Below are 21,720 nucleotides of genomic sequence, written 5' to 3'. Positions count from 1 at the left end.
GACCTGACGTCACCGACCCCTGCGACCAGGCATAGCGGCCAAGGCGCGCCCTGACCCGAACATCCCTATCGAAGCACTCGGCGCCACGCCTGGAGACACCACGACCGGGCGCCCCTGGAGAGGCGCCCGGTCGGGTATTGAAGGCCGGGTGACGCTGCCGCTTCGGTGGACGCTGTGCTCAGGCGGCGACCGGGCCGAGGTGCGTGCGTCGGTCAGGCGGCGGAACGGTCAGCCGACTCCCGCAGGACACGGCGCAGGACATCCGGCTTGTTGGTGATGATGCCGTCCACCCCGAGCTCGGCCGCCTTCCTCATCTGGCCGCTGTCGTCCACCGTCCAGGTGAAGACCTCCATCCGGGCAGCGTGCACCTTCTTGACGTAGGACGCGGTCAGGTCGCTGTAGGTGGGGTTGATCTGGTCGGCGTAGGACGTCAGCTTGGGCAGGTCCCCGGCCTTCGGCTTCCCGAGCAGCCCGGTCGGCACCTCGGGCATCACGGAGTGGAAGCGCCGCACGGATTCCCAGTCGAACGACTGGACGGCCAGCAGGCGCTCGCTCGGGTCGTGCCGCAGCCACAAGGGCGAGCGCTTCAGGGCCGCCGCGATGCGCTTCTCGATGCCCGGGTAGAGCGCGGGGCTCTTGACCTCCAGAAGGAGCCCGAGCCCCTGCCCGCGCATGGTCCGGAGCACCTGGGCCAGGGTCGGGACGCGTTCGCCCTTGTACTTCTTCCCGAACCAGGAACCCGCGTCCAGCTTCCGGATCTCGGCCAAGGTGAAGTCGGAGACCTTCCAAGGCGCCCGGTCCGGGTACATCTGCTCGACGTTCGTCGTCCGGGCGAGCGTCGTGTCGTGCATGACGACGAGCTTGTGGTCCTTGGACTCTTGGACGTCGATCTCGAACACGTCGGCGCGCTGGTTCTTGGCCAGTCTGACGGCGGCGATCGTGTTCTCCGGCGCGTAGGCGGACGCGCCGCGGTGCGCGACGTTCGTGATCTTGTTCGGCGCCGCGAGCAGACCCGGGCGGGGCTCGGGCGCGCCGGACGGCCGGGCGGGCGCGGGACGGGAGTCGGCGGCGGCGGGCATGGCGGGAACGACGACGATCGCCGCCGAGACGGTAACGGCGACGAGGGCGGACCGGGTACGTCGGTGCATGGTCACCTCTAGGGAGCTGGAGCCTGTCCGCCCCAACCCTCGAACCACCCGGTGACACCGGAGTTACGGGCCGGTAGCAGACCGTGTACAGCCGGCGACGATACGCAGCGCGCCCGCGCCGCCACCGCGGCGACACGATCCTTTGATCAGAACGGACGGACTATTCGCCCTCGCCGTGCTTCCGCGCCCCCTTGGCGGTCTTCGACAGGACCAACGCCCCGACCAGCAGCTTCCGGCTCCACCGCAGCGGGAGCGGGACCCGGACGCGCGACGGCGCCTCCTCCACGGCCTCCGACTCAAGGACCGGCACCCGAGGACGCGGCGTGCCCAGCCGCGTCGGACGGCTCCGGCCGCGCAGAATGACCGACTTGCCGAGATCCCACTCGTCCGACTCGGCAAGATGGGCGAGTTCGAGCACGGCCGCCGAGGCGAGCACCCGCCGGTCCCACGACTTCGCCATGTCGCTGAGCCGCGCCGCCTCGTTCACCGGGTCGCCGATCACCGTGTACTCGAACCGCTGCTCGGCGCCGATGTACCCGGCGACCACGGGACCCGCCGACACCCCGATGCCCGCGTCCAGCATCGGGACCTCGACCCGGAGCCGCAGCGCCAGCTCGCGCGCGGCCCCGAGCGCCGCGCCGGCCGAGTCCTCCACCTGCGTCGGCGCCCCGAAGATCGCGAGCGCCGCGTCCCCCTCGAACTTGTTGATCCATCCCCCGTGCCCGGCCACCACGGTCACCACGACGCCGAAGAACCGGTTGAGCAGCTCGACCACCTCGTCCGGTCCGCGCGTGTCGGCCAGCCTCGTCGACCCGGTCAGATCGACGAACAGCACCGCCACCTCCCGCGTCTCGCCGCCGAGCGTGATGTCCCCGCGTTCCAGCGCCAGATCGGCGACCTCTTCACCCACATGGCGTCCGAACAGATCACGCAGCCGCTCATGCTCGCGCAGCCCGGCGACCATGTGGTTGAACCCGGCCTGCAACTGCCCGACCTCACTCGCGTCGTACACGGCGACCTCGGCACCGAGGTCCCCCCGCTCGACCCGCGCCATCCCCTTCCGCACCGCCTTGATCGGATCGGCGATCGCCCGAGTCGCCATATAGGTGACATAGACCCCGGCAAGCAGCGCGACCCCGCCCAGCCCCAAGATCGTGATCGCCAGCTGGCCGACATTGATGTCGGGAGCGGCCAGCGCGGCGATGGCGACGCAGATCAGCCCGAACACGGGAATCGCCGTCCCGAGCGCCCACGCGAGCATCACCCGCGTGGTCACCCCCGGCAGCCGGAACCTGCGCGGACGCTCCGCCCCCAGCACCAGCGCCGCCGCGGGCCGCAGCAGCCGCTCCGACAGCAGATAGGTGATCGTGCACGTCGTCGCCGCCCCCAGCAGGCACGTCAATCCCGTCTTCACCGCCAGCCGCCCGGTGAACAGCACGAGATCGAGAACCGCCCACCCCAGGGCGCCGGCCGTCCACAGCGCCCCGACCAGCAGCGTCAACCGGAGCGGCCCGAGCAGCACGGCCCGCCGCTGCTGCCGATCGGCCTCTCCCCCGTCCCGGACGAGGCTGACCACGGGCCGCCACAACCACAGCCCCGCAAGCAACGCCACGGGCACCGCGACCACGGGATAACTGAAGAAGGCCACCGCGTTCACCTGGTGGGCGTAATCGCGATCGTCCAACGGCGGATCGGGAACCACGAACGTCGCGAACAGCAACACGACCAGCGCACCGACCAGGTTGGCGGTCCCCACCACCACGAGCAGCACCCACCGCACCCGAATCTCGAGCATGCTGGTCACGTGCGCCTCCGGGGGGACGAACCCGCTACGAGGGATCATCCCACGACCCGGTCAGAACGACCTCAGCAATCACAACGGAACACCACCACGTCCCGCGTTAACGAGTTGGCGACCACCTCGGCCATCGCGTATGCTCTCGGACGTCGCCAAGCGCCGGGACACCCGGCCGAGACACCCCTCCGAAGCCGCTAAGCTCGGAGCAGCAAGGTCCTGTGGAGCAGTTAGGAGTGCTCGCCACCCTGTCAAGGTGGAGGCCGCGGGTTCAAATCCCGTCAGGACCGCCAGGCGCCCCACCACGCGCCCTGGGCAGGTAGCTCAGTCGGTACGAGCGTCCGCCTGAAAAGCGGAAGGTCGGCGGTTCGACCCCGCCCCTGCCCACCTCTCTAAGCACCGCAAAGAAGCGCCCGACCTGCGAGAACAGGTCCGGGCGCTTCTCTCGTCTGTCCGGCTGTGTCCGACCGTCACCGACCCTCGGCGAGGCTCCGTGCCGAATACGCGCCAAAGTGTGGTCACTTGCGGAAGGCCGCCACGGGCGCGGTGCCAACATGCAGCCATACAACATCTGGCGTTTATGCCGCGCTACGACCCCAACATATGGTGTGTTGCGCCTGAGAATGTCGGAGCCTACTGGTACGCTTGGCTAGAGCTGAAAAACCCCGACTTGGAGACCAACGCGGGGTTGACATCCAGGCCGGGGTAGTTCCTCTTTGGGCAGAGGGTTCTCGACCCTACAGGATGAAGGTCGCGTGCACGTGCGCACCCCTCTCTTGCCTGAGTGTCCAGCTCAGGCAGGGGGTGAGAACCATGGCTAAGGGGGGCGAGTCCTCTAGCTCCGGCAAGGCGCGGAGCGCGATTACCGGCCGCTACGTCAAGAAGTCGACGGCGCAGCGGCACCCCAAGACGACCGTCGTCGAACGGCCGTCGAAGGGTAAGAAGAAGTAGCCGAATCTGAGAAGAGCCCGGCACGTGCGCCGGGCTCTTCTCCCTCGGACTATCAAGCACGCAGAGCTTGCTCGTTGCGGCGTTTGGCCGCTTCGTCCTGACCTTCGATGCACTTCGCGTAGACGCGAAGCAGTACCTCGACACTGTGTCCGGACCACTCGGCGACTTGGGTAGCCGGTACGCTGACCACCGTCCCGCGGGCGACGACGGCCACCACCCACTGGCGGTTGCGGACGGTCACCAGTTGCCCCTGCGCCGGCGCACCGCTCTCCGTCGCCACCATCGTCTCGCTCCCCATGCCCGCAGGACCCCGTCGTCCCTGCAACGTTCCGACGATGACCACAGTGTTAGCACCGGAGGAACGCCCGGACAGTACGAATCACCGAATTTCCCCTCTTTGCACGACATGCCGCTGCCCCGCCCCCGCCCTCGCGCCACCCTCTTTTGAGGGTGACCAGGGGCGGGCACGTTTGAGCGGCGATGATCATCGAGCACCCTCACCGGTGAGTCGGGCCCCGCTTGTTGGACTCAAGTCAACACGCGGTCAAAGTGCGTCGGCATGCACCTCGACTTCTGGCACACTGCAAACCGTTCAACACCCACCAAAGGCTCATGTAGGGGTATGGTTAGCCCTTTTTCAGGTATCGGGCTGACCAGTACCGATTGCCCAGGGACGTGCATGCGCAGGCACGGAGGCGTATGGCGCGCACTGGCTGACGACGTTCCGCAGGCCGCAGCGACAGCGAGGCACGATCGGGCGGGCGGCCTCTCCAGAGGCCATAACGAGACGCGGTTCGGTCGCGCTCGTCACGTTCCACTGCGTTCGGGAAGGAATCGATGGCGGAGAAGCAAGCCGGACCTTACCCCATAGCCCATTTGCATCATGCGGTGCAGTTGGAGATCGCGGCGATCCTGCACGACGACATGACGAATGCCGAAAAGGTGTCGCTGCGTGACGGTCGGCTCGTCCAGCAGTCCGGCGCCGAGCGGGAGTACCTGTTCTCCTGCAAAGGGTGGAAGAGCGCCTTCGGCAGCAAGGACCTGCTGATCCGGACGTCGCGATCCCGGGGCCCGTGGGAACGCGCCGAAGCGGCACGGCTGCCGGATGGGAAGATCCGGGTGACCACCGAGGCCGACCTGGGTGCGGCGCCGGCGAACGCGCAGTTGGTCGAGGACGACACCGCGGGGCTTGTGGCGCTGACCGAGCGGCTGGAGCAGCCGGGCGGCGGCACACCGGCGATGAATCTCACCGCCGCGGGGTGGCTGGTCGGTCAGGGCAAGCCGAAGATCGGCCGGTGCACCGACACGGAACGGTTCGTCCCGGGGTATCGGGACCGCCAGCTGAACACCCGGCAGCGACGCGCCGTGGAACAGGCGCTCGGCAGCGAGCTGACCTTCATTTGGGGGCCTCCGGGCACCGGGAAGACCGAAGTGGTCGCGAGCATCGTCGAGGGTTGCTACCGGCAGGACTTGCGCGTGCTCTTTCTGGCGCCGACGCACGTCGCGGTCGACCAGGCGCTGCTACGGATGTGCGACCTACTGGCCCGTGAACCCGAGTTCGAGTCGGGGTTGGTGCAGCGCGCCGGGGACATCGCCGTAGCGTCGCTCGCCGAGAAATACGGGGAGCAGATCGACCGGAGCCGCATCGCCGACCGGCTGGCAGGAGATCTGGACGCCGAGATCGCGCGGGTGACGACCGAACTCGCCGCGGTACGCGACGGTATCGCCCGCCACGAGGAGGCGGCGCGCGCCACCTCCGAGCGCCATGAGCTTGGGCGGCGGCTGGCGGCCGCCGGTCGGTCCGTCCTCGATGCAGAGGCGGGGGTGAACGCCGCTGCCGGGCAGATCGCGTGGGTCCAGGAGCAGATGGCCCGCATCGGGATCCCTTCCGGGATGTTCGCCCAACGCAAGCAGGCGAAGCTGGATGCGCTCGACAACGAGCTGTATCACCACCGCTATGCCTGGGAGACCTGCTCGCAGCGACTCGGAGTTGCTCGGACGGACCATCAGCGTTGCGAAACCGAACTGGCCGCCATCGACTCGGCCCTGCCGGGCATCCTGGCCCGAGTACAGGGGCTGGCTCCGGTGGCGCGGCTGCGGGAGGACGCCGGCCTGCTGCAGCAGCGACTCGACGACCTGCAAAAGGAGCGCCAGAAGATCGCGGACACGGTTCGGAGCCGCTGCCGGGTGCTGGGCACGACGGTGTCCAAGGCGGTTCAGACCCGCCGGCTGCTGGACGAAACCGACGTCGTGGTCATCGACGAGGCGGGGATGGTGAACCTGCCGTCAGCCTGGTACACGGCGGGCCTGGCCCGCAAACGTGTCGTGCTGGCCGGTGACTTCCGGCAGTTGCCCGCCGTCACACGCGGTTCGAACAACCGCAAGGCACGCGCCCGGGACACCGAGCACTCGCGGCTGTGGATGGACCGGGACGCGTGTCCACGCCGCCGGGCTCGTCGATCCGCAGGGCGGCGCCCGCGTCGGCGACTCCAGGATGGTCGCGCTCAACGAGCAGTACCGCATGCGCCGAGCTATCTGCACCGTGGTGAACGAGGTCGCCTATCCGGACGCACCGCTGCTGACCGGCCGGCAGGAGGGGACGCGGCTGCCGCCCTCACCTCTGATCGACGGCACATTGGTGCTCATCGACACTTCCAGCCGGGTCCCGGACCGGGGGAGAAGGAACGCCCACACCACCAACGCCGTCCATGAAGCCGTGATCCACGAGCTGATCAGGGGCTTGCAGTACGACACCGTTCTGCCCGCCCGCAAACACACTGGGCTCGCTGAAGGCGAAGAACCGGCCGACCGACTCGCCGTCATCTGCCCCTACAAGAACCAGAAGAAGGCGCTGAATACCAGCCTGACCCACCGCTTCGGCGAGACCTACGACGGTGTGGTGGACACCGTCCACCGCTTCCAAGGAAGCCAGCGCCCGCTCGTGGTGATCGATACCGTCGCGGGGGCCGGCGACCGGCTCGGCTTCTTCTACGAGGGTGTCGGGCTGTCCTCTGCCACCTGCCGTTTGCTGAACGTCGCGCTGAGCCGCGCACAGGACCATCTCGTCCTGGTCGCCAACACCGAGTTCATGCACCGCGGGCTCCACCCCGCAAGCGAGGCCGCCCGGATGCTCGGGCATTTCGAGAAGCACGCCCAGCGGCTCCCGGTCGAGGAGCTCGTCCCGGTGCGCAGCGCAGCCGACCTGAGCGGCCTGGCCCCTGAAGAACTGGCGCGGCCCGCGTTCTTCCCCGCCGACGAGGTCTCCCGCGCCGTCGAATGGGACATCGCAAACGCCCGTCAGAGCGTTGACATCTACTGCGCCTTTCTGGCCGTGAACCCGGTGAGGTACTGGCTTCGGCGTCTCGAACCGCGGATCGCCGCCGGAGCCCGTGTCACCGTCCACACCCGGCAGCACGAACTTGGCTCGAAGGAAGCCGAGCTCGTCGAAACACTGCGGTCGGGCGGCTGCCGGATAGAGGCCCGCGAGCGCATGCACGAGAAAGTCCTGATCGTCGATGACACCGTCCTCTGGCACGGCTCCCTGAACCTGCTGGCCCACGGCGGCTCGACCGACCTGATGATGCGGATCACCGATCCGACGTCCTGCGAGCGCGTGCGGCGCATCGTCGACCGCGCCCGCATGGACCGACCCGCTCGTCAATGGCCCCCGGCGAGCCTTCGATCCACGAAAGCATCGCCGACGAATTCATCGACAAACGGGATCTCTCCCGGCGACGTGGTCGACGGCCGCCTCTACCTGCGCGTTCCGTACGAGGAGAAAGACGAGGCCAAGCGTCTGGTACAGGCACGATGGGACCCCCGGCACCAACTCTGGCACGTCGCGGCGAGCGTGCCGAGGGCACGCCTGAGCCGCTGGCTTCCGGATGGCGCGTGACACGCACGGCGTCTCACCCCATGGCGGGGGTTCCCACCGTTCTTCGGGATGGCCTCCACCGGTCGGTGCTGTTGTCTCCCGTTGGTCTGAACTACTCACGGTCCGTGGCTAAGGTGATATTCGTCCACGGAGCAGCGCCCGCACCCCACCGACAACCCAGTGGCGGCGACGGCGACGGCTGGGGAAGAGATCGCGGCTGACTGGGGGAAATGATGGAGCCGCAGACCGCGAGGCCGTTCGCGCACCTTGATACGCCGCTTTCGGGCACCTACCGGCGAGTCATGGCCGTGTTCGTGGAGAACAAGCGGCGGTTCGTCGTCCACCTGAGGCCCGAGGACGTGGCCGAGGCGCTGCGGCGCGACGGTGGTTCGGGGCTGTCGCAGGAGACGGTCGACAAGGCGCTGGGCAGCCTGGCCGAGTGGGGCAACCTGCGCGCCGACCCCGACACCAGCCGGGTGACCACGGTCGAGGACTTCTATCGGGCCCGGCATCTCTATCAACTCAGCCGTGAGGGAGAGGCCGCGGAACGGGCGCTGGAGGTGTACGAGCGGGAGATCGGTCGCCGCGGAGAGCTCCAAGCGGTCGCGCTGGAGGATATCCGTGTGCGGTTGCGGGCGTTGCGCGATCTGCCCGGGCATCCCGACCCCGCCGTCGCCCACAACCTGCTCTTGGAGCTGATGAGCCGACTGGACAGCCTCGCCGCGAACGCGAGCGCCTTCATGGGCGGGTTGCAGCGCGCCATCGAACTCCAGGATGTCGATGAGGAGGCATTCCTGGCCTACAAGGACCGGCTCATCGCCTACCTCGAAAGGTTCGTGTCCGAGCTGGTCGTCAAGCACCACGACATCGCTGCGACGTTGCGGGCGCTGCCGTCCGAGCGCGTGGCGGACCTGCTCGCGGCGGCCGCGGCGCGCGAGGCCGCCGACGCCGTGCCGGACGAGGCGACGGGGCCGGCGGCGGAGACGCCGTCCGCCGCCGTGAGCGCCGCCTCCGGGGAGAAGCTTGCCGCCTGGGAGAACCGCTGGTCGGGGCTGTGGTCGTGGTTCGTGGGTGGGCGCGGGCATCCCTGCCAGGCCGATCTGCTCCGTACCCGGGCGCGTAAGGCGATCCCGGATCTGCTCGCCACGATCAGCGTGCTGCAGGAGCGCCGTGCCGGGCGCAGCGACCGGTCCTCGGACTTCCGTGCGCTGGCCCGGTGGTTCGCCCAGTCCCCCACGGAGCAGGACGCGCACCGGCTGTGGCGGGCGGCGTTCGGGCTCTCGACCGCGCGGCACCTCACCGCGGAACCGGGGGCCGTGATCGCCGAGGTGCCCGCCGCCACGAGTTGGCTGGAGGCTCCGCGCATCGAGGTATCGGCACGGCTGCGGGCCGCCGGCCACTACGCCAAGCGCGGCGCGCCGAGCAGGGTCCGCGACCGGACCGTCGAGCGCGAGTCGCTGGCCCGGGAGGTGGCCGCCGAGCGGGAGCAGACCGAAACGGCCCGCCGCCGGCTGGCAACCGGGCGGGCGGTCCTGCTGAGCGAGGTCGGGGTCCTGGGCCGCCAGGAGTTCGCCCTGTTCCTGCGGCTGCTGGGCGACGCGCTGGCGGCCGGCCCGCCCGGACCGGACGGGGCGATCCGCACCCGCACCTCCGACGGCGCTCTGGCGGTGACCTTGAAACCGGTCGGCGGCCTGGCCGAAGTCGAGACCGAGGACGGCGTGCTGCGCGGCCCCGATCACGAGATCACCATCGTCGACCTCGTGACCGGCCCGGAACCGATGGCGGTCCGCTCGTGACGGGTGCGTTGACCGACGTCCTGGATGCCCAGCGGGACGAGGAGCGGCGCCGTGCCGTCCGGATCCTGCTGCGCACACCGCTGCTCACGCCGGGCGACGCCAAGTACGCCCTCGTGCGCCGGCACGCCGGTTACCTGGCCCAGTGGTTCGCCCGGGAGGCGGGGTGGTCACTGCACACCGACCCCGGTGTCGCCCGGCTTCGCAAGGTGCCCGGTGACCTGGGTGACGGGAGCCGCGCCGCCCGGGTCCGCGACGGCGGGACGCGTGCCCGGGAGCCGTTCAGCCGGCGCCGCTACGTACTTGCATGCTTGGCGCTGGCCGCACTGGAGCGGGCGGAGGCCCAGGTCACGCTCGGCTGGCTGGTGGACCGGGTCGTCGTGCTCGCCGCCGACGAGGAGATCGCCCGCGCCGGAGTCGCCTTCACCATGGAGGACCGGGACGAGCGCGGCGACCTGGTCGCGGTGGCGCAGCTGCTCCTGTCGCTGGGCGCCCTGGTGAAGGTGGCCGGTGACGAGCAGGCGTTCGTCAACCGGAGCGGCGACGCCCTGTACGACGTGGACCGCCGCGTGCTGGCGGTGCTGCCGGTGACGCGGCGCGGCCCGTCCCTGGTGGACGCCCGCGAACACGATGAGAGACTCGCCGCGATCACCGAGGATCTCCTGCCCGACACCGACGACGGCCGCAACCGGATGATTCGCCACGCCCTCACCCGGCGCCTGCTGGACGACCCGGTGCTCTACTACACCGACCTGTCCCCTGAGCAGCGCGCCTACCTCGACATGCAGCGCGGTCCGCTGCTGAAGCGGCTGACGGAGGCAACCGGATTTCTGGCGGAGGTCCGGGCCGAGGGCATCGCGCTGATCGACCCGACCCGCGAGGCGACCGACTTCGGGATGCCGGAGGAGGGCACCGAGGGGCACGCGACGCTGCTGCTGGCCGAATTCCTCTCCGACCGGCTGCGGGCGGGTGCGGGGGCCGTGGCGATCGAGGCGGCGGAGCAGCGCATGGTCGAGCTCATCCGCGAGCATAAGGCGCACTGGCGCAAGAATGTCCGCGATCCGGGCGCCGAACGTGCGCTGACGGCCCATGCCCTGCACCGGCTGTCCGCTCTCGGGCTGGTGCGGCTAGCCGCCGAGGACGTCGTGCCGTTGCCGGCACTGGCCCGCTTCGGGTATCTCGAAGCCACCATCATCGGGAAGAGGAAAGAGCCATGACGGCTACCGCCGGTTCCGGCGCGACCGGCTCGTCCGCGGCTCCGGGCGTACCGGCGGAGTTGCCGGTGGCCCGCGCCACGCGATGGCAGCCACTGCGCACGGGGCTGGTCGACCTGTTCTACTACGACCACCAGGAGTTCTGGTTCCGTGACGGCCGAGTGCTGTTCCGCGGCAACAACGGCACCGGCAAGTCCAAGGTGCTGGCCCTGACGCTCCCGTTCCTGCTGGACGGCGACCTGACTCCCAGCCGCGTCGAGCCCGACGGCGACCGGGGCAAGCGGATGGAGTGGAACCTGCTTCTCGGCGGCCGCTACGACGAGCGGCTGGGGTACACATGGCTGGAGTTCGGCCGGGTCACCGAGGACGGAGAACGCGCCTACTTCACCGTCGGCGTGGGGCTGAAGGCGGTCGCCGGACGCGGCATCGCCGACCGCTGGTTCTTCGTGACCTCGCAGCGGATCGGCCATGATCTGTTCCTCATCGGGTCCGGGGGCGCCGCGCTCACCCGGGACCGGCTCAGCGAAGCGATCGGGTTGCACGGCCAGGTCACCCAGCGCGCCGAACGCTACCGGCGGATGCTGGACGAGCACCTGTTCCATCTGGGTGAGGAGCGCTACGACGCCCTGATCAACCTGCTCATCCAACTCCGGCAGCCGCAGTTGTCCAAACGCCCCGACGAGAGGCGCCTCTCGGCGGCCTTGTCGGACGCCCTCACGCCGCTCGACCAGGCGGTGCTGAGCGACATCGCGACCGCGTTCCACGACCTGGAGCAGCAGCGCGCGGACCTGACCGGCCTGCGCGACACCCGCCGTCACGTGGCCCGCTTCGTCGATCGGTACCGCCGCTACGCCTCGGTCGCCGCGCGTCGGCAGTCCCGCGACCTGCGCACGGCCCACAGCGCGTACGAGGCCGCGCAGCGGTCCCTCGCCGGGGTGCGCGAGGAGATCGAGCGCGCCGGCCGGGAGGAGGCGGAGGCCGCCGAACTCCTGGAGACGGCCCGCGTCGAGCACGCCCAGCAGACGGCGGTCCGTGAGGAGCTCGGGTCCGACCCGCGGCTGAAGAACCTCGCGGACGCCCAGCGGTACGCCGAGCAGGCCGAGCAGGACGCGGCGAGAGTCCGGCAGACCGCCGAGCGGGCCGAAAGGACACAGTCGGAGCGGAAGGTCCGGCACGACAAGGCCGCGCAGGCGGCCGAGCACAGCGCCGCAGCCCTGACCGAGGCCCGTCGCCCCCTCGCCGCCGCCGCGGAACTCGCCGGGATCTCCGGCCCGCACGCCGGCATCGCCTTCGACCCCGCCGAGGAGGCGACGCTGATCGCCGCGGAGCGGGAGGCGGCACGCCTCGCCGAGGGCCGTGCCGAGGCCGTCGCGCATGTGACTCGGCTGGCCGGAGCGGCGGCGCGCGCTGAAGCCGAACTGGCTCAGGCACGGCGGGTCCTCGGGGAGCGCGAGGCCGACCGGGACGTCGCCGCCGATGCTCTCGGCGAGGCCCAGGACGCGCTGGTGGACGAGGCGGAGCGGCACATCGGGCAGTGGCGCGATTACGGTCGCTCGCTCACCGAGCTGACCGTCCCCGACCCGACCGATGTCGACCTGGAGGGCTGGGCGGAGACCCTGGAGGGCCCGCATCCGCTACTGGCCGCGCTCAGGGCCGCGACCGAGGAGGCCCACCAGGCCCTCGCCACCGAGCGCGTGGCCGCCGACACCGCCCTGCGGACCGCCGAAGCCGACCTGCACGAACTGGCCTCAGAGCGCGAACGCCTGGAAGCGGGCGTCATCGACTGTCCGGCCGTCCCGCACACGCGCGGTGCGGGCATCCGCACCGGTCCCGGGGCAGCCCTCTGGCAGGTCGTGGACTTCGCCGCCGATCTGGCCTCCGGCGACCGCGCGGGGCTGGAGGCGGCGTTGGAGGCCTCCGGCCTGCTGGACGCGTGGATCACCCCCGAGGGCGCACTCCTGGACCGCGACGCGCACGACGTGGTGGTCCAGCCGGGAAGCGTCGCCGTCCGGCCGCTCACCGCGGCTCTCACCGTCGCGATCGACCCTGATGACGTCCAGGCCGCGGCACTGGCGCCCGACACCGTGTCGGCCGTACTGGCAGGCATCGGGCTGGGCGAGCAGGACGCCCCCGGCTGGGTGGACACCGCGGGCCGCTGGGGTGTCGGCCCGCTGCGTGGAGCCTGGTCCAAGGAGGCCGCCGGCTATGTCGGAGCGGGAGCCCGTGAAGAGGCGCGGCGCCGCCGGCTGGCGGAACTCGCCGAGCTCGTCACCGCCGCCGAGCGTGCCGTCGCCGGGGCCCGCGCGGCCGTCGAAACCGTCGGACGCCGCCGTGACCTGCTGGCCGCCGAGCTGCGCCGCGAACCGGACGACCAGCCGCTTCGCGACGCGCACAGCGCCGTCACCGGCGCGGCCCGGCAACTGGAGAAGGCACGGTCCCGCGTGGACAAGGCGACCGAGGACGCCGACTGGGCCGGACGCGACCACGCCGCCGCCGTCGCCGAACGCGACCGGGCTGCCGCAGACGTCGGCCTGCCCGCCGACCCGGACGGCCTCACCGCCGTCGGGGCGGCGCTGGCGGACTACCGGCGCGGAGTGTCGGCTGTGCTCGCGGCCGCGCGACGCCACGCCGACCGCCTCGCCGAGCTGACGACCTGGACCGAGGAACTCGCCTCCGCGGCCTCGGAGGCCGCGGAAGCCGGTGACCAGGCGCGCGCCGCCGAGGTCCGCGCGGCGCAGGAGCGCGGCCGGCTGGAGACCCTGCGCGAGTCGATCGGGGCATCCGTCGAGGAGCTGCGCCGACGGCTCCAGGACACCCGGCGACGCATTGCCGAACTCGATGCCGAACTCCGCCGTCTGGAGGGTGAGGAACGCCGGGCAGGGCAGGCGCACGCCAAGGCGCAGGGGCGCGAGGAGCAGCTCACCGAGCAGCTCACCGGGGCCGTGGGCCGCCGGGACGGCGCCGTCACCGAACTGCGGCGCTTCGCCGCGACCGGCCTGCTCGCGCTCGCCTGCGACGTGGAGATCCCCGGCACCGGCGACGCCTGGGCGGCCGACCCCGCGGTCCGGCTCGCCCGCCGCGCCGAGGAGCGCCTGCGTGACGTCGATGACGGGGACGATGCCTGGCGCCGCGTCCAGGACGAGATCACCCGCCACTACTCCGACCTTTCGGAGGCGCTCTCGCGGTACGGGCACCACGCGGTGGCGGGCCTGGACGACTGGTTCGTGGTCACCATCCAGTTTCAGGGCCGCGAGCGTACCCCCGCCGAGCTGACGGAGCTGCTGGACGGCGAGATCGAATACCGCGAGCGGATGCTGACCGCAAAGGAACGCGACCTGCTGGAAGAACACCTGATCAACGACGTCGCCAGCCATCTCCAGGAGCTCATCACGGAGGCGGAGGCGCAGGTCGGGTTCATGAACGCCGAGTTGGAGGAGCGTCCCACCTCCACGGGCATGCGCCTGCGGCTGCGCTGGGAGCCGAGTCCCGACGGCCCCGCCGGGCTCGCCGAGGCCCGCGCCCGGCTGCTCCGTCAGAACGCCGACCTGTGGTCGCCCACCGACCGTGCGGCCGTCGGCGACTTCCTTCAGCGCGAGATCGAGCGGGTCCGTGCCGAAGACGAGCACGGTACCTGGCAGGAGCACCTGCGCCGGGCGCTGGACTACCGATCCTGGCACCGCTTCGTCATCGAGCGGTACCAGGACGGCCGATGGCGCGGCGCGGTCGGACCGGCCTCCGGCGGTGAGCGCGTGCTGACGGTGTCGCTGCCGCTATTCGCCGCCGCGTCGGCGCACTATCGCTCCGCTCACCCGCATGCGCCGCGAATGGTGGCACTGGACGAGGCGTTCGCCGGTGTGGACGACGACGCCCGCGCCAAGTGCCTCGGTCTTCTCACCACCTTCGATCTGGACGTGGTGATGACCTCCGAACGTGAGTGGGGCTTCTACGCGACCGTCCCCGGCCTTGCGGCGCACCACCTCGTCCGCCGCGACGGTGTGGACGCCGTCCACGTCACCACCTGGGAATGGGACGGGCGCGAACCGGTCCGCGTCGAACGCCGGACCGCGATCCGGCCGCCCGCGCCGCGCGCACCCGAGGCCGGTCCGGATACCGCAGGCCTGTTCTGACGGTGTCCGCGGCCGTCGATCTTCCCCGGTTGCGCCGGACGCTCGGCGATCCGGAGTTGGCCCGGCTGGTCGCGGCGCTGGCACGCAGGGTCGAGCTGGGGCGTCCGCTGACCGGGCGGCTGATCCTGTCGCGGCCGTCCGAGGCCGAACTGCGCGCGATCCGCACCCTGCTGGGCTCCGGCCAAGCCAGAGTGCGAGGCGGTTCGGTCACCGTCCCCCTGGACAAGGTCGCCGCGACACTGGCCCAAGCCGCGATCGCACCCGACCTGCATTCCGCCGTGCAGGCCCTGGCGGGGCCGATCACACCGCGGGCCGCGGCGGCGGCCGCCGAGGAGACGGCACGGGAGGCGGCGGAACGGGCACTGGTGGCGGGGCGGCACGCCGGAACAACCTGGTACCAGGCATGGGCTGAGGCACTGACCACCGACGGGACGCTCACCCGGCTGATACACCGAAACGACACCGCGCTGATCAGCGCGGCCGTCTCCGTCCTTGACCTGCTGCCCGCTCCTGGGACCCCGCTGCCGGTCATCGCCGAACGCGCCACCGGAGACACCAAGGCGCTGTCCGGGACCCCGCTCGCCGGGCTCGTCCAGCGGGCCCTCGTCCACCGCGCGCAGGCCGACCGGCCCCGCGGCGCGGAAGCCGAGCGGGCCCTCTGGGAATCCGCAGGCGTCATCATCGACGACCTCTCCAGTCAGGTTCTGGTCCTCGGCCTCGCCGCGGACGGCAAAGGTCCGCTGGCCGATTGGCTGACTCAGGCCGCCGTCCGGCGTACGCCCTTCCGGATCACATTGCACCAACTCGTCACCATGCCGATCGAGCGGTCCGCCACGGTCGTGCACGTCTGCGAGAACCCGTCGGTGCTGCGCGCCGCCGTCTCCGCTCCGGTCGCCATGCCGCTGATCTGCACTGAGGGAATTCCCTCGGCGGCCTGCAACCGGCTGCTGACGTCCATCGCCGGAACGGGTGCGCGGATCCGCTGGCGCGGCGACTTCGACTGGACCGGCCTGCGCACCACCGCCTCCGCAATAGACCGCTACGGCGCCGAACCCTGGCGAATGTCCACCGCCGACTACGAAACGGCTCTGGCCGCAGGAGACTCCGAACCCCTGCGCGGCTCTCCCGCATCCAGCCTTTGGGACCCTGCCCTGGCCGCACGGATGCGTCAGGCGGGCCGCGCTGTCATGGAGGAACGACTGGTACCCCTGCTGCTCTCCGATCTCTCGGAGACTGCACCAGGTGGAAAGGCGGTGGGCTTGCCGCGAACATCTCGGCGGCCTGAGCCAGAGCCATGACCCTCTCAGCAGTGGGTATCTATCATGTAGCGCAGCGTGGTAGCTTCGCGGGCAACACAATCCGCTTATCGGCTACTCGCTCGTGGGTGACCTGGGTTTTCGCTGGTCAGTACAGCGCTCAGACGTTGTGACCTGAAAAGCGGAAGGTCGGCGGTTCGACCCCGCCCCTGCCCACCTCAGTTGACTAGTCAAAGGCCCGGAACCATTCTCGGTTCCGGGCCTTTGACAGCGACGTCCCCTCATGACGGCTTCCGCTGGTCGAGCGGTCGGTCACGCTCCACGAATCTCTGTAAGTGGGGCTCACCGGGTTCGGTGAAGTGCTTGATGAGGACGCCTTCGCCGGCGCGGTTGCGGACTACAGCTTGTCCCAGGACTGTGGAGACCGGGTCGAGCGAGACGTTGAACCGGCTGTGCCCGGCGGCGGGGGTGTCGGTGGGTCGTAGTCGGCCCCCGTGCGGCCGGTTCGTGGCAGAGTGGCGGGATGCCTGGCGCGCGGTACGGGATGGATGCGCCCTACGGGTTCGGCTTCGTGGGTTTGGTCGTACTGGGGTTCTGGGTGACCGGGGTGGTGATGGCGGTCACCGCTGATCTGGCCGCCGCGCTGCCCGCGCTGGTCTCCGGCACACTGCTGGCGGGGTGCCTGGCTCTGAGCCTGCACGCCACGCTGCGCGGCAAGTTCCTGGTCTGGCGGGACGTGCTGGACGAGCTGGACCTGCGTGGCGACGAACGGCTGCTCGACCTCGGCTGCGGGCGCGGCGCCGTCCTGTTGGCCGCCGCCCGGCACCTCCCGCAGGGCCGGGCGGTCGGCGTGGACCTGTGGCGCGGACGGGACCAGTCCGGCAACACCCCGGCGGCGACCCTGCGCAACGCCCGCGCCGAAGGCGTCGCCGACCGCGTCCACGTGCAAGGAGGTGACCTGCGCAGACTCCCGTACGCGGAGGCGAGCTTCGACCTGGTCGTGTCCAGCCTGACGGTGCACACCATCTTCGGCGCGGACGCCCGCGCCCAAGCGATCGCCGAGGCGTACCGGGTGCTGCGGCCGGGCGGCCGCCTCCTGATCGCCGACCTGGCGCGGACCCCCCGCGAGTACGCTGCGGTGCTGACCCGGCTGAACGCCCAGGATGTCCGCGTGCGCGGCCTCGGCTGGCGCGCGTGGTGGGGCAGTCCGTGGGTCCCGACCCGCCTGCTCACCGCCCGCAAACCAGCCACCCCCTGAACACACCTGTCGGCACGATCCAGGCCCCATGGTCACCTGGCTGGAAACGATCGGCTTCGTGCCGAAGGCGGCCTTTGAAGGGCAAGAAGGTGAGCCACAAGGTCTATTCCTTGACCGCTTGCAGGGTGTAGCTGGCGGCCAGCCGTTCCGGGTGGCTTGTCAGGCGCCATTCGCCGGTCTCGTCCCTGGTCATGTGGCCGGGCAGGGCCTGCCAGGGGACGCTGTCGTGCTCGGTCAGGCCGGTCAGCCGCATTTCGGCCGCGAGCAGCGCGGTGATGGTCTCGCCGAGTCCGTGGTTCCATTCGTGGGTGCGGGTCTGGGTGAACAGGGTCTCGGTCTGCACGTAGGTCCCGGGCTCGTCGAAGACCACCGGCTCGGCGGTTTCGTAGTAGGGGTAACGCAGGCCGGGCGGGCTGGCGGTCTCGTCCAGTGCGAACAGCATGGGGTGGCCCTCGCGGATGAACAGGCGGCCGCCCGGTCGCAGCAGGTCGGCGACGATGCGGGCCCATCGCGCCACGTCCGGCAGCCAGACCAGGGCGCCGATCCCGGTGTAGACCAGATCGAAGGCCTCGCGGCCGAAGACCTCGACGGCGTCATAGAGCTCGGCTTGGCGGAAGTCGATGCTGCTACCTGTGGCGGTGGCCAGTCGTCGCGCCTCGTGCAGCGCGGCCGCGGAGAAGTCCAGACCGCTCACCGTGGCGCCCAGGCGCGCCAGGGACACGGTGTCGGTGCCGATGTGGCATTGCAGGTGGACGGCACGCAGCCCGGTCAGATCACCGAGACGGGTCCGGTCGAAGCGGACGACGTCACTGAGGTACTCGGGGTCGTTGATGAATCGATCGAATCCGTAGTCGGGGGAATCGGCATGGGCCGGGGCCCGCTCGTCCCAGTTGGCCCTGTTGATCGCCACGTAGTCGTCCACAGCAGCACTGTGCCAGCGCGCCACGTCCTCTCCCAACGGATATCTACCTGCTCCACGCACAGCCGCCCGCAGTCGACACCGGAGCGACGAACCCCTCGCGCATGGTCCAGGAATGGCGCCCCGCAAGGCGGATCGTCAGGCAGCCGGTGCCAGCCTGGCGACTCCGGGTCCGTCAAGATCCTCAAGAGCGGCCCGTCGTCCGCAGATGGCCAGGAGCAGTGAAAGCGCGGGTCCGCTCACTTCTGGACCGTCTCCGATTGACAGGTCGGCGTCCGTCGCCGTTAGCCGGGCACGGACCATCAATTCCTTGGCGCCGCCGAATGCCGCCGGGGTGCGTGCCTGCAGGCGGAGCGATCTGAGAACGGCCTCCTGCGGGTAGGTGCGGGTGAGCCCTACGGGCCGGCGGATGTCCTCACCATGGACGACCTCCTCGACGAGTCGGCTGTCGAGAGGGGCTGGAGGGGTCGACCTCCGCGACGCCCCCAGGCGAAGCCGCTCCAGCGTCTCTCGCGGTGAGGCACCGCGCCGGCGCTCCATACCGCGTGCGTTCTGACGGTCGAAGTCGAACCGCGCCCGGACGAGGCCGGCCACGAAACCGAGGCGCGTCGCTCGAGCAGTGTCGACCAGGTGGGCGGCCACGTCGTGCACGGTCCACCCTTCACACAGAGACGGCTTCCCCCACTGTTCGTCGTCCAGGTGTACGAGGTCATCGATCAGCGCCGCACGCTCGGTGTGCACCATCGGCCAGACATCGTCCTTCACGGCATCCCCCGTCGCTCGACTCCAACGTCCACCAGGTCAGACCGGCGACAGGACGAGAACTCATCGGCCGATGGGTGGAGTCACCGCGGCGAGACCGGGTGTTCGCGCCCACGCGAGCAGATCCCGCGCTTCCCCCGCGTGGGTGAGGAGTCAGGTACCTACGGGCGAGGCGCGAGGTCAGGCGGCGAAGGAGGCTGACGGATGAGAGCATCCGTCTCCGACCCGGAGGTCACGCGTGAACATCCCGTCCGCGTCCGGCGCCATGGCGGCTTCGTCCCGTTGGTGGCGGCGGTGGCCGTTGTGGGCCGGCTACGCGGCCGGCGGCTGGGCCTTGCTGTATGGAGGTGTCCTGCTGGCGATCACCCTGGGCGGCGGGACGCTGTACGACATCCCGTACCTGGGCTGGGCGGCCGCGGGCGCGCTGTTCATGGGGGCGGGCCTGGCCCTGGCGACCGTGCGCGAGTGGGGCCGGCGCCTTCCGCCACCGGTGGTGTCGGCGGGGCTGTGGACCATGGTGCTGCTCGCGCTGGCGGGCAGCGCGTTCGTGCTTCTCAACGTGATCGAGCTGGTCGTTGCCGGCACCGTGCACGACCGGGACGGCCGCTCGGACTGGGTGGGGTTCGGCCAACGGCTCGGCTTCGCCGCCGTGGCGGCGTTGTTCCTCGCGACGGCCCTGTCATGGCGGCATCGGACGGGGAACAAGTGCCCACGGTGCGGCCGGCCGGCCCACCCGCCGGGCTCGGTGTCGGCCGTGGTGCGTCCCGCGCCGGCGGCGCCCGGCGGCATCCGCCGCATCGCTCACATCGGAAGCCTGGCGGTCGTCCCCTACTACGGCTGCCACCTGCTGCGCTTCGCCGACGCACCACCGTTCCGCGGCGGGGAGCTGGCGGCCCCCGGTGACCTGTTCATCCCGGTCTTCGTCCTCGGCACCGTCCTTCCCGCCGAGTTCCTGCTCCAGGGACTGGTGCGCAGATGGGGGATGATCTTCCCGCGCTGGACGCTGTGGCTGTCCGGCAAGCGGGTGCCGCGCTTCCTGCCCCTGACCCCGGTCTGGCTGATCGCGCCCACCCTCGCGGCCTACGGCACGGGCGTCTGGATCTATCTCGTCCTCCAGTTCACCGGCGTGCTGACCATGCGCGGCTCGCCTTCCGAATACCTTCTCGGTTGCGCGGCCGCCACCGCGTTCGCCGGCTACGGGTGGGCTCTGGCCATCGCGGCCGTGTCCTATCAGCGGCGGACCCGACCCGACTGCGTGGTCGGGCCGCCCTCTCGGACGCGGAGCTCACGCACCCAGTTGCCGCGCCATCTCATGATGGAAGGAGACCAGCTCCGCCATGGGAACCGCCTTCCGTGACGCCTTGGACAGGTCCTCGCCTTCGACGGTCGACGGTGGCGGCCAGGTGTGGATGCCTTCGTCCAGTCCGATCGCGGCGACTTCGGTCTCCCAACCAGGCCAGCGCAGGGTGTTGTAGAACTGCGTGAGCGAGCCGGCGAGGACGGCGTGCAGCCAGTCGGCGTAGCCCTGCTCCAAGTCCAGCCAGCCGAGATCGTCCGGGCCGAAGTAGTGGACGGTGGGGGGCGCGCCCGGCGCGGCGGGCACCCACGCGAACTGGCCGCCCAATGCGTCGCACCCCACCACGAGCCAACGCGACGCCGGATCGGCCTGGGCGACGATGTCGGGAAGGCCGTCCCCGCCGCTGCCGAGTACGCGCAACCAACCGTGGTCCACGAGGATCCCACCGGTATGGGCGACGACGGCCCCGAGCCACGATCTCGTCGTGATGCCCAACTCGGCCAGGCAGCTCTCCGCGCGCTCGGCGTCCGGGGCCCGCATCTCGACCGGATAGGGCGCCGCCTGGGCGGCGGCGAGGACCTCGTCCCACGCTGAACCGTTCATGTCCCCAGTCTCCCAGCCCACGCGGGATACGGTGCTCCGTCGAACACCGGGAACGCGCCGTCCCCGTGGCCTGCCGGTGGATTCCGGTGTCCGGGAATCGGTACGGCGAGGAGGGGGTCTAGTCCGAGGGGGTCGTCTCCGAGATCAGGATCGCCGCGCCGAGGAGCTTGGCCGTGTCGAGCGCTCCGGGACGTTCGCGCAGGTGGGGGGTGCGTGCGATGTTGTTGGCGATCGCGAGGACGGCCAGGACACGGATCCTGGCTTCGGCCTCGGGCATGTGCGGGTCGTTGATGCCCATCAGGTGCAGCCATTCGCTGATGTAGTCCCGCTGGCTCTGCTCGATGCGCGCGCGGAGGTCGCCTTCGAGGTGGCGGGCCTCGGTGATCAGGATGTCGACGTACTCGCTGTGCGCGGCCGTGAAGTCGTAGTAGGAGACCAGGAGCCGGTGCAGCGCGTCGGCGGGGGTGGTGGCGCCGGCGAGGGCGCGGTACATGTCGTAGCGGAGCCACTCCTCGCCGCGCGTGAGTGCGGCGGCGAGGAGCTGCTGCTTGGACTCGAAGTGGTGGTAGACGCTCGGGCCGGAGATGCCGGCCCGCGCGCCGATCTCGTCCATGCTCACCGAGCCGTACCCGCGCTCGGCGATGAGCGTGATCGCCGAGCTCAGGAGCTGCTCGCGGCGGACGACGGACGCGAACCCGGTGGGCCGGGGGCCTCTGGGGGCGG

14 protein-coding genes, 2 tRNA genes and 1 pseudogene are annotated in these 21,720 nt (G+C 70.7%); 10 read left to right on the top strand and 7 right to left on the bottom strand.

The genetic code is table 11. The features are described from left to right. Nucleotides 1–212: 212 nt before the first annotated feature. Both E1281_RS20400 and E1281_RS20395 read right to left on the bottom strand, forming a co-directional pair. Nucleotides 213–1,148 carry a glycerophosphodiester phosphodiesterase family protein gene (locus E1281_RS20400; RefSeq protein ID WP_131880537.1) on the bottom strand — a complete coding sequence of 312 codons (936 nt, stop codon included), beginning with the start codon at nucleotides 1,146–1,148 and terminating at the stop codon, nucleotides 213–215. Between the two features lie 160 nt (nucleotides 1,149–1,308). Beyond that, nucleotides 1,309–2,943, bottom strand: coding sequence for an adenylate/guanylate cyclase domain-containing protein (locus E1281_RS20395; protein WP_243717159.1), 1,635 nt, complete (start codon nucleotides 2,941–2,943; stop codon nucleotides 1,309–1,311). Nucleotides 2,944–3,158: 215 nt separating this feature from the next. Between E1281_RS20395 and E1281_RS20390 the strand changes: the two genes are divergently transcribed. Next, nucleotides 3,159–3,236: transfer RNA gene (locus E1281_RS20390), tRNA-Asp, on the top strand. Nucleotides 3,237–3,256: 20 nt separating this feature from the next. Then, a tRNA-Phe gene (locus E1281_RS20385) sits at nucleotides 3,257–3,330 on the top strand. Between the two features lie 616 nt (nucleotides 3,331–3,946). Here the strand turns inward: E1281_RS20385 and E1281_RS41980 are convergent. After that, a complete protein-coding gene (locus E1281_RS41980; protein ID WP_131880535.1) occupies nucleotides 3,947–4,177 on the bottom strand; it encodes a hypothetical protein in 231 nt (76 codons plus the stop codon). 554 nt (nucleotides 4,178–4,731) lie between these two features. Here E1281_RS41980 and E1281_RS41975 point away from each other — a divergent pair. The 7 genes and pseudogenes from E1281_RS41975 to E1281_RS20345 form a co-directional block, all read left to right on the top strand. Beyond that, a pseudogene (locus tag E1281_RS41975) lies at nucleotides 4,732–6,300 on the top strand (AAA domain-containing protein); the annotation flags it as partial. Nucleotides 6,301–6,439: 139 nt separating this feature from the next. After that, complete coding sequence (locus E1281_RS20370) at nucleotides 6,440–7,789, top strand: AAA domain-containing protein (RefSeq protein WP_243717158.1); 1,350 nt, start codon at nucleotides 6,440–6,442, stop codon at nucleotides 7,787–7,789. Between the two features lie 209 nt (nucleotides 7,790–7,998). After that, a complete protein-coding gene (locus E1281_RS20365) occupies nucleotides 7,999–9,564 on the top strand; it encodes a TIGR02677 family protein (protein ID WP_279433634.1) in 1,566 nt (521 codons plus the stop codon). Then, a complete protein-coding gene (locus E1281_RS20360; RefSeq protein WP_131880529.1) occupies nucleotides 9,561–10,778 on the top strand; it encodes a TIGR02678 family protein in 1,218 nt (405 codons plus the stop codon). Before E1281_RS20365 ends, E1281_RS20360 begins: the two co-directional genes overlap by 4 nt. Beyond that, a complete protein-coding gene (locus tag E1281_RS20355) occupies nucleotides 10,775–14,902 on the top strand; it encodes a TIGR02680 family protein (RefSeq protein ID WP_131880527.1) in 4,128 nt (1,375 codons plus the stop codon). Before E1281_RS20360 ends, E1281_RS20355 begins: the two co-directional genes overlap by 4 nt. A 2-nt stretch (nucleotides 14,903–14,904) precedes the next feature. Then, complete coding sequence (locus E1281_RS20350) at nucleotides 14,905–16,200, top strand: TIGR02679 family protein (RefSeq protein ID WP_243717154.1); 1,296 nt, start codon at nucleotides 14,905–14,907, stop codon at nucleotides 16,198–16,200. A 481-nt stretch (nucleotides 16,201–16,681) separates the two neighbouring features. After that, the gene (locus E1281_RS20345; protein ID WP_131880523.1) at nucleotides 16,682–17,416 is read left to right on the top strand and encodes a class I SAM-dependent methyltransferase; all 735 of its coding nucleotides are present in this window, start codon (nucleotides 16,682–16,684) and stop codon (nucleotides 17,414–17,416) included. Nucleotides 17,417–17,519: 103 nt separating this feature from the next. Here the strand turns inward: E1281_RS20345 and E1281_RS20340 are convergent, their stop codons facing one another. After that, on the bottom strand, nucleotides 17,520–18,338 hold the full coding sequence (locus tag E1281_RS20340; protein ID WP_131880521.1) for a class I SAM-dependent methyltransferase: 819 nt from the start codon (nucleotides 18,336–18,338) through the stop codon (nucleotides 17,520–17,522). 135 nt (nucleotides 18,339–18,473) lie between these two features. Beyond that, nucleotides 18,474–19,100 (bottom strand): maleylpyruvate isomerase family mycothiol-dependent enzyme, encoded by a 627-nt coding sequence (locus E1281_RS20335; protein ID WP_207943383.1) that lies wholly within the window; start codon nucleotides 19,098–19,100, stop codon nucleotides 18,474–18,476. Between the two features lie 235 nt (nucleotides 19,101–19,335). On the opposite strand from E1281_RS20335, the gene E1281_RS20330 reads away from it, so the two are divergent. After that, nucleotides 19,336–20,454, top strand: coding sequence for a hypothetical protein (locus E1281_RS20330; protein ID WP_131880519.1), 1,119 nt, complete (start codon nucleotides 19,336–19,338; stop codon nucleotides 20,452–20,454). Here E1281_RS20330 and E1281_RS20325 read toward each other — a convergent pair. Both E1281_RS20325 and E1281_RS20320 read right to left on the bottom strand, forming a co-directional pair. Continuing rightward, the gene (locus E1281_RS20325) at nucleotides 20,383–20,997 is read right to left on the bottom strand and encodes a DUF2625 family protein (protein WP_131880517.1); all 615 of its coding nucleotides are present in this window, start codon (nucleotides 20,995–20,997) and stop codon (nucleotides 20,383–20,385) included. The genes E1281_RS20330 and E1281_RS20325 overlap by 72 nt on opposite strands. Nucleotides 20,998–21,115: 118 nt before the next feature. Continuing rightward, on the bottom strand, nucleotides 21,116–21,720 hold a 605-nt coding region (locus tag E1281_RS20320; RefSeq protein ID WP_131880515.1), incomplete at its 5' end, for a TetR/AcrR family transcriptional regulator.

The organism is Actinomadura sp. KC345, assembly GCF_004348515.1.
In the GTDB taxonomy this organism is placed as follows: Bacteria; Actinomycetota; Actinomycetes; order Streptosporangiales; family Streptosporangiaceae; genus Spirillospora.
The sequence above is the reverse complement of the archived record's forward strand: the minus strand, read 5'-3'. Positions and strand labels throughout refer to the sequence as shown.